Raw genomic sequence first — 12,538 nt, forward strand, 5'->3', positions numbered from 1 at the left:
AACCAGTGACTGGCCATCTGCTTTCCTGTGGCAGCGTGAATTTCTTTTGCCGTGACGCCTAACGCTTTTCGGGCATCACGAAAATAATCCACCAGCGGCTTAAACACCGACTGTTTCAGTTCCCGGCATTGTTTGAAATAGCCATCGCCTTTCGGGTGATAAGGCCCTTGGTAATGTTCGGCAAAAATGATGCGCTCAGTGGCCGGAAAATACATCCGCAGGCTTTCTTTGTTCTGCCTGCGCCACGGGCCAGAGGGTTTCGCCCAAATAATATGGTTCAACACATTGAAGCGTTCACGAACGAGCAGCTCGGTATCAGAGGCCAGACGAGAACCACAGAACATATACAGGCTGCCGTTGGGTTTCAGTACCCGCCAGAATTCAGCCAGCAGCTCATCCAGCCATACAAAGTAAGCCGTCACATCGTTCCACTGATTATCCCAATTACAGTCTTTTACTCTAAAGTACGGCGGGTCAGTGGCGATAAGGTCGATGCAGTTATCCGGCAGGGTTTTGATAAATTTCAGAGAGTCGTCGTTAATTAATGTGATACTGCTTAAATTCACGGGCTATTCCATATATCGACGCTGACTGGCTCTCTGGAAAGCCACAAGGTAAAAGGCTGGCGTTACTGAATCACCAGCCCTGCATTTCACCGCTTAAGACATTGCCTCATCAAGGACAACGTTTGAAAAAGGTGTCGTTATCCCGGCTTTCCATCAGGCCCGCCAGACAAAATTGAGTTAAAAGTAATTGGCAACGCGGTGCAGATAGCCCTGTTAGGGTAGAAATATCGGAAACAGACGCCCAGTCATATAGAGGCACGGTTTCCAAAACACAGGCGGCGGCTGTTGTCATATCTTCATGTTTTAGCATGATAATTTAAACCTTTTGGTCAGTTATTCGGCGTGAACACACATGTAACTCTGACCCATGACAACAGCAAGTCTTATCTGAATTTCAGGCAATAAAAAACCCCGCGAGTGCGAGGTCTGAAAATTCGTAGTGAGTATAGTTACAAGTTCCCACTATTTGAAGATGTTAGACCAAGGCCGGACAAAATGCAACGGTTTATTTTGTCACCGCATTGAATGCAATTTCGGCGCGCTTTTCTTCCGAGTGGCACTTCTCCACCAGTGTTTGATAAAAGGGCTTCCAGTTCCGCCGCCATGTCCTTTCGTTCAGATCAGGTACATAAGCCTTGATTGCCGCATAAGCCACTGATGAAGGCACTTTGCTGTAACCCCGACCTGCGCAGCGCGGGCAGATTTTATGAACCGGTACACCCTGCAATGCGGTCTGTTCTTCATCAAGCACCAATCCACGTCCCTTGCAGCGGCAACGATTTGACAGAATGCCTTTGCCATTACATTTCTGGCAAAGCTCACCCATTCGCTCTGTTTCAATCCACGGCTCGATAATCACCACGCCGTCGGCACGAATAATACCGGGATGCTTCTCAACCTCCTTCATCCCGTAGGTAAGCCCCTTCCCTTTGCATTCCGAACACTGACAGGTTGACGCGGCTGAACGGGCATAATCCTCAAACGCCATCTTCGATAAGATCACCAAACATTGCCCCAGCTTATTTCCCGCCGCTTTTGCTACCAATTTAGGAACTCTTAGCCTTGCGTATTGTGTCAGTGCCTCTACAGTGCTGAATCGACCCTCTTCGCTGACGCCGTTCTTGGCAAAAAATGCTGTCATACCAAACTTAGCCTGTGATTCAGCCATCCCTAAAGCCGCCGCAGTGTCCATGCCTTTCATCCTGTCAGGTGCGGTACTGGTTGACGCATCACTAAACGCCGGTGACTTCGGATGAAAATGTTTCAGGGCTGATTCCAGTTTCATTGTTATGCTGTCTCCGCTGTCTTTTTCGTAAATTCCAATTGTCGGGCCTGATCCCCGTTCTGGAGCAAGTCGTTGAAATCCCCGTTATCAGGCCATCGAACACTAATCTTCTCTAAATCGTTACCGGCTAATAAATTACTGTGTGCACATTCCATTGCGGCAGCGTGACCTGCGGCGTTCCAGTCCATATCAGTGAAGATAATGAGATGTTTTACCCCGTTGGGCGCCCGGAACCGCTTCATGAGATTCGCATTCACCACTGACCAAGTGTTGACGCCGTAAATCTGCTTACAGGAAAGTGCCGTCTCAATCCCTTCGGCAATACCCAGTGTTGAATCGACCGGAAAAAGACGAATGGCGAGCGATGAGGCGTGCTCGCGATAACTCTCTTCCTGCGTGGAATCCAGTTTCTTCTGAGGCGTGATATCGGCCTTCTTGTCCCCATCAAGATAAGTACGGTGCAGGTAACACAATGTCCCTTTAGCGTCCGTCACCAATGACCAGATAGCTTGCAGCTTCCCGTTACGGACAGGCTGATCGGCGCAATACTTCACATTGTCGGCGGGCAGAACGTGAATACCCCGATTGCGTAAATAGTCTTCGCCCTGTGTACCTTTCAGACCGGGTAAGCTGGCATAACACGCGGTGACTTTATTTCTGAATTTGGTGATATTGGTCTCTTTTTTCACCACACTGCGCTTATCCGACTGGATACCCAGTAACTGATCAATCTCATCAGCCAGTGTCTTGAAATCTTTTCCCTGGGTTAAACGAAGTAACGCCCAGCCATCCCCCCGGTTACAGGTACAAATGAATGTCCCCCGATCATCCTTGTTATCAATGCGAAACTTACCTTTCCGTTCGCATATCGGGCACTTGCCTTTAAAATGGTTCTTCCCTGTCACGGGCGGCAATTTGTAGTAAGCGAAGATTTCAGGCCAGCGGCCTATCACCGCATCAGCCGTTTTTATTCTGTTCATTGTGTTTCTCCCTGGCTCAATGACATACCAAAGCGCTCTCGGATATCGCTGAATTTGCTGCGGACGACTTCAAGGCGCATTTCCTGTTGTTCGTTGCTGGACGGCTGCACCTGTTCGGTTTTCTTACGGGATTTCGCCCAGGCAATTTGTTTGTGCTTGATGAAGTTGTTCACTTCGGGTGTGAGTTCCTGTGGGATATCATGCAGACCGCGAGGCCAGACGCCGAACTTATCTTTAAACGTATTCCCCACCCATCCGTCACTGAGAGTTTTTCCCTGTGACGCCCGCTGGTTCTGGTAATACTTCAATTGCGAGTAGAAGCTCTGCTTTTCAGCCTGCGTGTAAACACGCTCTTTCTTGCTGAGCTTCTGAATGGTGCGGCTGGTATCGACTTCAATGTCTTCGCCCGCCAGTGGCTTAAAGCCACACTTCGGGCAGATATAAACACCCGCGGGCTTCATGTAATGACAGGAAGAACATTCTTTCGGCAGCTTCTCCCGCTTTTCCCGTTCCCGGTAGCTGTCGCGGGTTTTCATGCCGTCGTTTTTATTCGGCAGTTCGTCATATTCGATATCATCCGGGTAGCCGAGGCGATGGACAGAACCGGAGTGATCCAGAATGATGCACCGGTCCTTACCTTTGGCAGTACGCAGGCCTCTGCCGATTGTTTGGAGCCAGCGGATTTCTGACCTGGTAGGCCGGGCGTAGATGATGCACCGGACGTCGCTATCAAAACCTGCCACAAGAACGCCAACGTTAACAATGACTTTCGTCGCGCCCTGCTTAAAGCGGTGGATAATCAGATCTCTTTCTTCGTGTGGCGTACTGGCGGTCATGACCTCCGCATTCACCCCGGCGCGATTGAATTCGACGGTGATAAAATTGGCATGACTGACATTGACACAAAAGCAAATCGTAGGCTGGTTCTCGCCCAGTTTCAGCCAGCTACTCACGATATCCCCCACCAAATCCGCCCCGCACATGATTTCGGCGATTTCATCTTCCTTGTAATCACTGCCGTACTCATAGCTTTGAGTGGATTTCACCCCCGTTAAATCGGGTTTCGTGGGGGCATAGAACTCATACGCGCTCAGGTCGCCACGCTGGATTAACTCTTTTATCGTGGTCGGCTTTATCAGCTTCTGATAGTAATGACCGAGGAACGGCGAGAAGGGTGTGCCCGATAACCCGACAACCTTACAGTTTGTTTCAGTGGTCAGCCGGGTGATTTCTTCCAGTATTTTCTTACGTTTCAGGTGCGCTTCATCAATCACCAGCAGATCGATATCTTCGGGAAACTCACGGCGGATCAATGTGTCCGCCGAGGCAATCTGGATCAGCTTTGTCGGGTCTTGGTTGGGGTGATCACGCCAGATATAAGCGATTTCATCCTCCGGTAATCCATACTCAATAAAGCGCTGCGCAGTCTGGTTTATCAAGACGGTAAATGGGGCAACAAAGAGAACCCGCATTCCCCTTGACACAAAGCCGTAGGTGATAAATGCGGACAGCGCTGTCTTGCCTGCACCTGTCGGGGCGTACACCATGAAAGAATTAAAGTGCTTCCAGTCTTGACGCAGCATGTTCAAAGCGCGTTCCTGAGCAAACTTAGGGGTAATTTCTAGCATGATGTTACTCCCTGTTTATTTTTCTGGGTTCCTGTGTGATAATCCGCGCAGGTAATCCTGCCTGAATAGGTATTACCTATCGCAAGAGCCTGAGCAGTTGCACCCTGCAAAGTTTGGCTGCTCAGTTTCTTGCCCCCTTTGATGTCCAGTTCGTTTTTCCATTCGTTGATAATCCGCTTACTGTCTTCGGCGTGATCAGGTGCTGGCATATTGCTGTACTGGTGCGCATAATCGATTTTGTGGAAATAGGGATTGACTATCGATGGTGCGACGATACCCACGGCACGTTTGACATCTTCATCGGTCGGGACACGATCGAGGTATTTCTTAAGGGGCAGTGCGCCAGACTCCATCAGGCCGTCAGTAATTTTTTTCAGTTGCTTAACTGCACGAAAAACCCCTTTCACACTGTCGTTATTTGCTGACGGCATCATTTCACCCTCGATCGCCTCTCCGTCAATGAACAACGGGATGCTGTCAATGAACGCACCACGGTTGAGGAATTTATTCACCTCGGCGGTGGTGATGATCGGGTATGCCTTGACCAACCCGAACAGGGTTACCGCCATTGGCTCGTCATGCCATGAACTCTTCCCTTTGCCGTTTCGGATGGCAGCAATCAGTGCGTCTTGATGTTTCAGGCTCAGTAAATCGTAGTCCCCGACTACGAGGTAATGCGTGCTTAGTTCCTCCAGATTCACCGGCTTTGCGTGGCTGTTGTGGGGCTTATGGGGCTTGTGCACTTTCCGTTCCGGTGCGTTTGCCTTGACCATTGCTGCCGCTTCGGCTTCTGACATTCCCGCCGCGACCAGTTCAGCCACGACGCGTGCTGGCTTCCAGCTCACGAGAGCGCGGTGTTTTTGGATAACCTTTTCTGCCATTTCTTTGTTGATAATCATTCTCATTTGTCCAAAAAAAATAAGGGGGTACTTATTTAGTACTTTTTCGTCATCGCCATTTTTTTGGCTTTTCCCCATTTTGATAATCATTCTCACTTGGCTGCTTTTTCATGCTCAGCCTTAGTGATCTCCTTACCACCGATCCCACAGCCAGAAGACACAGCCATTTCGGTGTTACTGGTGGCTCCTTGCCCTAAAGCCACTCCTGAATTGGGCCTGTCCTTTGGCTGTGCTTGCGGGGCTAAGGGTGGCGCTTCTGTATAACCCTGTGCCGCTCTCTCATACTTCACGACAAATTCCCTGAGACGGATATTGGCCGCCCGTCTGGCCGCATTGTCTTTGCGATATGGCACAGGCTCGTTATCCCATGCTGCCTGATACACTTCTGAGTACTTGGCGGTTATCTTCGCCCGTGTACTGGCTCTCAGTTTCCCCAACATGCTCTGTATCCATTTGCCATCGTCCGGGAAGAAATGCGATGGCAGGGTGACTTGGGTATAATCAGGAAACATGCTTCCCCTCTGGGGGCGGGAAAATATCATCAAGTGTGAATTCAGCACCTAACGTTCTAAAAGCTGAAACTATCGTTCTACACACAGTGATATTCGGGGTGCGCCGCCCATTCTCGTAATGTCCTATTGCACCAGGGGTACAACCTGCGCATTCAGCTAATCTTTTCCGGGTAATCCCTAAATCAGATCTGAGTTTTTTTATCTTGTTCATCGTGTTCCTCCTTTTTAAATAATACATATTGTACCCAGAAAAGCAATAGTGAGATACAATATGTTTATTGATAAAACGGATACGGATTGTATAATTCAAATATGAACATGAACTGGTTTGACATGGCTAAAGACCAAATGAAGGTCTTGAGCATTACATACGATAAATTAGCCGAACATCTCGGTATAACACGGGGTGCGGTAGGGCATTGGCTTAATGGAAGACGGGAACCGTCGCTAAAAGAAATCGCGGCAATACTAGATTTTATAGGGATTAAGCACGTTATTTTGAATTCAGATGGCACAGTTTCCAGCATCAACGATCTACCTGCAAACTCTATAAATATCGAATCTGAGCCAAAACTGACTAAAAAACAAAAGGATTTGGTAGAACTATTTGACAACCTACCTTCAGAAGAAGCGGAAAAATTTTTAAGCGAACTGAAAGTCAGATCTGCGCATTTTGATGCAATTTTTGCCGAAATGCTGGCAAAACGCGGAATTAAAGCAAACTAACAATTATAAAACCATCTGTAAATTATTTCGGTGTAAAATGTCACGCGCCTTATATTCTTAATACTCCATTAACAAAGCCCTCAATTAAGGGCTTTTTTTGTACCTTTTTCCCTATAATTTAGTGACATACATCACAATATTTAACTAATTCTAAAATTTATTCCCTTTAAAATCAAATAGAAGTATTTTTAAGTCAATTTTAAGGTACATTTTGTATTGAATGATTTAAGTACATAATGTACCTTGTATGCATAATGAAAATCACACGGAAGGGGAAGTAATATATAGCAACCAATACTTACTAAAAATCTATTAATAATTACAACTTAAGTTAAGAGAATTATGGGTTATCAGAGTCAGATTGGTAATAATGGAGTACGTTATGTTTAATGACACTACAATCAAGGAAGTCTGCACCGACTTACACACAATGCTGGAAGCGGTAATGATTTTAGAAAGCATGAAAAGTAGTAAAGCAAATGATATAGCCAAACAAATTATCGAATTACTAAGCGCCAAAGCTAAAGAAGTATCATTAATAGATAATCAAAATTAATGGGACAAATAGTTAACCGTAACTGAAATAAACAATTTAATTCTGAGGGTATGAAAATGAGTGAAAAAGACTACAAATACTATCAACTAACTGGTGATACTGTTAAAAAACTTGATAATGAGTATGTATTGATTAGCAAAGAACGCCAAAAAGTTATAAGACAAGCTTTGAATAAAATTGGTGCAGAAGGTGTTTCATGGAACAATGACTGGGGCAAGAATGGTTCTAAAATAGGGAATTTTGCATTCTCAATAGATAAAGAATTCCCTCTTCCAATGAAGGTAATTAATTCAACTAATGAATTGAAAGTGGTAAGAGCGAAAGCTAATAGCAAAGCAGGGAAAGAGTTTAATAAAAAATTAGATGAGTTAATCAAAGAAACAAATAATAAACTTGAAAAATTACCATCATATCCAGATTTTCTTATTAATAAATTCAATATTCAATGCTGTACATTAGGAACTCCTAAGCCACATCATAAATGGGTGATACCTATGATAGAAACACGAGTAGGTAAGGCAAGCAAAGATAATAATACACTATTATTCGCTATACCTAATGCAAAGGAATATAACAAACAGCCGGAAATTCCAGACTGTTTTGAAGAAATAAGCTATGGCATATTTTATGACTTGTCTAATTAATAGATTAAGGATAAATAATCACAATCAAAGGAAATAAACATGAAAACAAAAGTACCGGCTGGTGATAAACTTCGTTCACAGAATGCATTAAGAATCAATGAAGAAATACAGGCTTTATTAATGCCGTTATTAACCGCTGTTGAAAATGAAGCCAGCAATGATACTTACTTAATGTTACGAGCAGTAGAACGATTATCAGTCTGTCAGTTTGATGACCTCACTGAATTAAATGAAAGCTTTGAATAAAAATCGCAGGGTGAAATATGTCAAATGAATTACAAACCGAGGAATATAATCATGAAAAACAAAAACCTTGAATTAGAAAAAGTTCAGAAACTAGCTGAAAAATTGCAAGCACTTTTAGTTCTCTGGATGGAAGGTCGATTAAGTGAGGAAGATACTTGTATTTTAAATATTGCAACTGAAATCAATCATAATGTATTGCTAGAAATAGGACGAATTCGCGGGGAATAATAACCATGATGAATAATATATTCCATCACATTCGCTTCAACAATGAACAAATCTCAGAAATGAGTGACCATGATTTGCTATTTTTATCAACATCAAGTCATGAAGTTATTTACTCAATAACAAACGGAATGAAATCTATTACTAACTTAGCCGGAGCAGCAGTTAACAGTGCGGAGTATTCCCACGACGAAGCAATAATTGACCTTGATAGATTATCGCGACTGTTTTCCGTATTGCCTCATATTATCGAAGCTGAATACGAAAATAATGTGAATGCAGTTAGTGAATTAAGAGAAAGTAGAAGTAAAACCCAATAAAAATAAAAACAACAAAACAACTTTAATTACAGTGCCTGCACTGGGGAATCGCTCACGCTAAAAACGGGAAATAGAAAATGACAAAATCAACTTTGCTTGAAAGAAAGCGAATGGCATTTATTAACGTTAAATTGAATGCATTACAAAAAAAACATGGTTGTCATTCTGTCATTGTAAAGACAGGGGGATTTAATTACCAACTGGACTTAGACGAAGAAATATTGAATATCGCTTTAATTCGCTTCTTTGAATTAGATGTATTTGCAGTAAGAAGCAAGGCTATAGCAGAAAAACTTCTCACAGATTCATATAACAGTTTTTACACCAAGCACGGAAATTTAACCGCAGAGGGCAATGAGTTTATGAATGAGATATTAAAACTGATTGCTAAAAAAACGGAGCCAATAAAATGAAAAATAAAACCTATTTAGATTTTGCTAATACCGCTATCCAGAAAGAGAAAGAAGAAGAGTATGACCTTGCAGCCAAATACTGGGGAAAGGCTAAAGATTTAGCCACCACGCTTAATACGCAACTATGGGCTGAATATCGCCAGTTACATAATGAGAAAAGATACTCGTTACATAACAGCTATAGCGCAGCAATAAGAACTCAGAAATCAGGCGGCGAATGATGACCTCATATGAACAAGCAAAAGAATTAGCACGGAGTTTAGAACTGAAAGGCTTATTCCGTCGTGCCACTGAAAAATGGGGTGAGGCTCTTTCATTATCTCAAGACAAAAAACAAGAACAGGAATGTACCAAGAATAATTTGCGCTGTGTTCGAAAAGCACAAATCAAAATACGGGAAGGGTGGTAATGGCGAAAGGAAAAAGAAGTAAAACGCAACAAGGATTTGGCGGAATGATCTTAACAAAGGCGATTAGCCAAAAAATTAAATATCGAAATTACCGAGGTAAAATAATGACTAAGAAAAACGAATTAATCCCAGTATCCGCCAAAGAATTACAGATCGTTGAGTATCGCGGTCAGCGTGTTGTGACTACTGAGCAGCTAGCTGCGGGATATGGGGCAACATCAAAGCAGATTACCAATAACTTTAACAGAAATGAAGGTCGCTTTATTGATGGCAAGCACTACTTCAATGTTGAGGGTGAAGAATTACAAGAACTTAAGAACCTCACCTCTTTAAGAGGTTTGGTTAGTAAACATACAAGTCGCCTCATTCTCTGGACAGAGCGCGGCGCAGCTAACCACTCCAAGATGCTGGAAACGGATCAGGCCTGGAACTACTTCGACGACCTGACCGAGTTCTACTTCACCCGTCGCGACAGCATCACAACCGAAGCGGAACTGTTAAGCAATCCGGCAAAACTGCGCTCAATGCTGTCTGTGTATGCCGAAAATGTCGAGCGCCTTGAGGGTGAAAACAAAACCCTGAACGCCACCGTGGACAGTCTGGAAAAATACTTTACCAAAGGGATGACTATTCCCGCTTTCTGCAAAGGCCTGAACGGAGTGAATACCAGCAAAATCATGTGGTGGGCAATGGAGCGCAACTGGCTTTACAACGAGCAGAAAAACCCTGAGAAAAAGCCGCGCTGGCGTGTCGCTTCATACGCCCGTGATCGCTATCTCACCGAAGATGAAAACGAGATAACACCTCGCGGAAAAGACGCCTTTATCACCCGTACCGCGGTGTTACTGGAAAAAGGCTGTCACCGCCTGTACGCCCTGTACATGAAAGGTGAGCTTCCCATGAAGAAATCATGGAACGGTGAATACCACCACGACAAAGCTGTTTATACACCGGAGGGCAAATAATGAGCAAATATCACACTGAAATTATCGGAACAGACGTCAACGTCATGAAACGCAACGAGAACGGGGTATTTGAGCATATTGGCCTGATACCGCTGGCAGACATTCCCACTCGTGCCAATACCGGTGAATGGGATAACGAAAAAGTGTTAGGAATGCGTCTGATTGCAGAATATTTAGACCATGCACAAGGTGATAAAGAGAAAGATTTACTCGCTTTTCGCTGGCTGGTCGCCACGCTTTACATCATGGAAACCACCGATAAAAACAAGATGCCTTATTACCGCAATCACGGCGTGACGTTGCCGTTACTGATGGACTGTGAACGCTTCGCAATGGCAAACAATATTGAGGGCGCAATGATTGAGCGTTTCGGTAAGCAACAAGGCACAGAGAACGCCGTCTTAATGTACAGCGGTATGTTGGACGATAGCGGCATTTTAAAGCTATCACCGATGGGTGTTGAGGTGATGGATGATATGCACGAAGCCTTTACGCTCGATGTCGTGAATGGCGCACTGGATAAAGCCGCACCAGCGGTACACTGAGGGGGAACTATGGCACTAATAACGAAAAACTTTCGTCTTAATGCACTGGCGAATACCTACGCTGCCGCTGTCTATCACGATGTAATAACCCGTAACGGCGGCGATCATTTCACAATGCAAGTCGGCAAAACAGAAATCAATGTCGCTATTGTTGATGGGGTAAAAGGCATTCGTGAGCTGGTGGATAGTTACGCACTGGAAGTACTCCAGCAGAATTACCCGGCATGGGAAGTGATAGCCATTAACTTGATGGGAAAATGCGTAGTCAATGGCTGTCTGACTGACTACGGGCGTGAGGTATGGCAAAGCATGATCAATGACATGGGCGACACGCTGGCCGCTAAGGGGGCGTTTCAATGAAAATCGACTATCAGGATAAAGGCAGCACGGCACAGATCATCATTGCCAGTTTCATCACTGAACGCCGACTGCATAACCGTTGCGTTTATGCCGTCCTGTCAGCTACGCCTGTTCATGCGTCTTCTGCCGGCTTCTTCTTCAGAAAGACCATTCTCACAGGCAAGGTGAATCACATGATGCGGGCTTACAAAATCATTTGCATGGAGGCAGGCCGTGACTGAGGAAGCTCGCCAGATAGTGGACATTGACGACGAACTGGTCAGAACGGTAGTCCACATCGACGATGGCAGGGATCACACACAGCGGCATATCCACCGCATGAGACGCAATCAACATATTCACAAGGGCATTTGCCCTCCTCTGCCACCCGCACCCAAAGTGGCAGATGTGAAGATAACTCCGAAGAAAGGCAAAAAGGGGAAGAGGAAATAATGAAAGGCAAATTGTTACCCGTGGTTGTCGGCGTTGAAATTCCTCTTGATGAATTCAGGCGCTACAACCTGAATACATTGCATAAGGCCAGTGGTACTGGTTCGAATAAAGCTCCGAATCAGTGGCTAAGAACCAAGCAAGCTCAAGAGTTGATCAATGAACTTGAGTCTAACTCATTGAAAAATATTCAGACTGCATATTTGCAGTCTGGTCTAAAAGCAGTCAAGGAAGAAGAAATCGCTGCGCTGATTATCGACGTGATGAATGGAGTGCCTGATCAGGTTCCCTATAGCGAAAGACCAAAGAAATTGGAGGATATTCTCACTACGGAACTGAACGGCATTATTTTTGATGCTACATGGGAAAGAAAAGCAACACCGGCGAAAGTGGCTAAGGCGATTTTGGGGAATGGGTATCAGAAAGGATAGAATAAATGAAAATGAACACGGCATTCTTATTATTGGCTGAGTTTGAAACTTCGCAAATTCCTTTGTCGTCCATAGCAGAAAGATACCTCAGCATGAGTCCTGGAACTGCGGAACGCAAAGCAAATGAAGGGAAACTGAATATTCCTACATATAAATTAACTGACAGCCAGAAATCACCGAGAATTGTTCATGTAAATGATCTGGCTGCATACATTGATAAGCAAAGAGAGCAAGCCTCAAAAGAACTGGAGAGGATGCAGTTTAAAAGAAAATAATCTTACAAAATCCTTCAAGAATCATCGGGTGCTAATTTTATCACAGCACCCCAATAGCACCCCTAATTTTCATAATTAATTGATTTTAAATAATATAAATCCCATCAATGATCGGAACAGCAGT

The 12,538-nt window shown here is 44.4% G+C and carries 23 protein-coding genes; 15 read left to right on the forward strand and 8 right to left on the reverse strand.

Annotated features, from left to right (window positions below; genetic code table 11):
- The 8 genes from AAC147_RS04270 to AAC147_RS04305 all read right to left on the reverse strand — a co-directional run.
- The coding region (locus AAC147_RS04270; RefSeq protein WP_047685713.1) for a DNA-methyltransferase at positions 1–566 on the reverse strand (566 nt) is incomplete at its 3' end.
- Between the two features lie 109 nt (positions 567–675).
- Positions 676–876, reverse strand: coding sequence for a hypothetical protein (locus tag AAC147_RS04275; RefSeq protein ID WP_047685715.1), 201 nt, complete (start codon positions 874–876; stop codon positions 676–678).
- Between the two features lie 195 nt (positions 877–1,071).
- A complete protein-coding gene (locus tag AAC147_RS04280) occupies positions 1,072–1,851 on the reverse strand; it encodes an antitermination protein (RefSeq protein WP_047685717.1) in 780 nt (259 codons plus the stop codon).
- Positions 1,852–1,853: 2 nt separating this feature from the next.
- Positions 1,854–2,831: a DUF7146 domain-containing protein gene (locus AAC147_RS04285; protein WP_047685719.1), complete on the reverse strand. Its 978-nt coding sequence runs from the start codon at positions 2,829–2,831 to the stop codon at positions 1,854–1,856.
- Positions 2,828–4,414, reverse strand: a complete 1,587-nt coding sequence (locus AAC147_RS04290; RefSeq protein ID WP_231571611.1) for a DEAD/DEAH box helicase family protein — start codon at positions 4,412–4,414, stop codon at positions 2,828–2,830. The genes AAC147_RS04285 and AAC147_RS04290 overlap by 4 nt, the downstream gene beginning before the upstream one ends.
- 38 nt (positions 4,415–4,452) lie before the next feature.
- Positions 4,453–5,448, reverse strand: a complete 996-nt coding sequence (locus AAC147_RS04295; protein WP_231571603.1) for a hypothetical protein — start codon at positions 5,446–5,448, stop codon at positions 4,453–4,455.
- Positions 5,449–5,450: 2 nt separating this feature from the next.
- Positions 5,451–5,870 carry a hypothetical protein gene (locus AAC147_RS04300; protein WP_231571604.1) on the reverse strand — a complete coding sequence of 140 codons (420 nt, stop codon included), beginning with the start codon at positions 5,868–5,870 and terminating at the stop codon, positions 5,451–5,453.
- Positions 5,860–6,081 (reverse strand): helix-turn-helix transcriptional regulator, encoded by a 222-nt coding sequence (locus AAC147_RS04305; RefSeq protein WP_047685722.1) that lies wholly within the window; start codon positions 6,079–6,081, stop codon positions 5,860–5,862. Before AAC147_RS04305 ends, AAC147_RS04300 begins: the two co-directional genes overlap by 11 nt.
- A gap of 122 nt (positions 6,082–6,203) precedes the next feature.
- Here AAC147_RS04305 and AAC147_RS04310 point away from each other — a divergent pair, with 122 nt between their 5' ends.
- The 15 genes from AAC147_RS04310 (at position 6,204) to AAC147_RS04380 (ending at position 12,414) form a co-directional block, all read left to right on the forward strand.
- On the forward strand, positions 6,204–6,596 hold the full coding sequence (locus AAC147_RS04310; RefSeq protein ID WP_197056426.1) for a helix-turn-helix domain-containing protein: 393 nt from the start codon (positions 6,204–6,206) through the stop codon (positions 6,594–6,596).
- 382 nt (positions 6,597–6,978) lie between these two features.
- On the forward strand, positions 6,979–7,152 hold the full coding sequence (locus AAC147_RS04315) for a hypothetical protein (RefSeq protein WP_156115433.1): 174 nt from the start codon (positions 6,979–6,981) through the stop codon (positions 7,150–7,152).
- 56 nt (positions 7,153–7,208) lie between these two features.
- Positions 7,209–7,796, forward strand: coding sequence for a DUF5420 family protein (locus AAC147_RS04320; RefSeq protein WP_047685724.1), 588 nt, complete (start codon positions 7,209–7,211; stop codon positions 7,794–7,796).
- A gap of 39 nt (positions 7,797–7,835) precedes the next feature.
- On the forward strand, positions 7,836–8,042 hold the full coding sequence (locus AAC147_RS04325; protein ID WP_047685726.1) for a hypothetical protein: 207 nt from the start codon (positions 7,836–7,838) through the stop codon (positions 8,040–8,042).
- Between the two features lie 51 nt (positions 8,043–8,093).
- Positions 8,094–8,270 carry a hypothetical protein gene (locus AAC147_RS04330; RefSeq protein ID WP_156115434.1) on the forward strand — a complete coding sequence of 59 codons (177 nt, stop codon included), beginning with the start codon at positions 8,094–8,096 and terminating at the stop codon, positions 8,268–8,270.
- Between the two features lie 5 nt (positions 8,271–8,275).
- Positions 8,276–8,587 carry a hypothetical protein gene (locus AAC147_RS04335; protein WP_231571606.1) on the forward strand — a complete coding sequence of 104 codons (312 nt, stop codon included), beginning with the start codon at positions 8,276–8,278 and terminating at the stop codon, positions 8,585–8,587.
- Positions 8,588–8,664: 77 nt separating this feature from the next.
- A complete protein-coding gene (locus AAC147_RS04340; RefSeq protein ID WP_047685728.1) occupies positions 8,665–9,000 on the forward strand; it encodes a hypothetical protein in 336 nt (111 codons plus the stop codon).
- Positions 8,997–9,221: an ANR family transcriptional regulator gene (locus tag AAC147_RS04345; protein ID WP_047685730.1), complete on the forward strand. Its 225-nt coding sequence runs from the start codon at positions 8,997–8,999 to the stop codon at positions 9,219–9,221. Before AAC147_RS04340 ends, AAC147_RS04345 begins: the two co-directional genes overlap by 4 nt.
- Complete coding sequence (locus tag AAC147_RS04350) at positions 9,218–9,409, forward strand: PerC family transcriptional regulator (protein ID WP_231571608.1); 192 nt, start codon at positions 9,218–9,220, stop codon at positions 9,407–9,409. The genes AAC147_RS04345 and AAC147_RS04350 overlap by 4 nt, the downstream gene beginning before the upstream one ends.
- A gap of 104 nt (positions 9,410–9,513) precedes the next feature.
- On the forward strand, positions 9,514–10,374 hold the full coding sequence (locus tag AAC147_RS04355) for an ORF6N domain-containing protein (protein ID WP_047685749.1): 861 nt from the start codon (positions 9,514–9,516) through the stop codon (positions 10,372–10,374).
- Positions 10,374–10,919, forward strand: a complete 546-nt coding sequence (locus AAC147_RS04360) for a hypothetical protein (RefSeq protein WP_047685733.1) — start codon at positions 10,374–10,376, stop codon at positions 10,917–10,919. The genes AAC147_RS04355 and AAC147_RS04360 overlap by 1 nt, the downstream gene beginning before the upstream one ends.
- A gap of 9 nt (positions 10,920–10,928) precedes the next feature.
- Positions 10,929–11,279, forward strand: coding sequence for a hypothetical protein (locus AAC147_RS04365; protein WP_047685735.1), 351 nt, complete (start codon positions 10,929–10,931; stop codon positions 11,277–11,279).
- Positions 11,276–11,500, forward strand: coding sequence for a hypothetical protein (locus AAC147_RS04370; protein WP_047685737.1), 225 nt, complete (start codon positions 11,276–11,278; stop codon positions 11,498–11,500). Before AAC147_RS04365 ends, AAC147_RS04370 begins: the two co-directional genes overlap by 4 nt.
- A 210-nt stretch (positions 11,501–11,710) precedes the next feature.
- Positions 11,711–12,139: a KilA-N domain-containing protein gene (locus AAC147_RS04375; RefSeq protein ID WP_072032560.1), complete on the forward strand. Its 429-nt coding sequence runs from the start codon at positions 11,711–11,713 to the stop codon at positions 12,137–12,139.
- A gap of 11 nt (positions 12,140–12,150) precedes the next feature.
- Positions 12,151–12,414 carry a pyocin activator PrtN family protein gene (locus AAC147_RS04380; RefSeq protein ID WP_047685755.1) on the forward strand — a complete coding sequence of 88 codons (264 nt, stop codon included), beginning with the start codon at positions 12,151–12,153 and terminating at the stop codon, positions 12,412–12,414.
- Positions 12,415–12,538 lie beyond the last annotated feature (124 nt).

It is taken from the genome of Xenorhabdus sp. NBAII XenSa04, assembly GCF_963866145.1.
Classification (GTDB): Bacteria; Pseudomonadota; Gammaproteobacteria; order Enterobacterales; family Enterobacteriaceae; genus Xenorhabdus; species Xenorhabdus indica.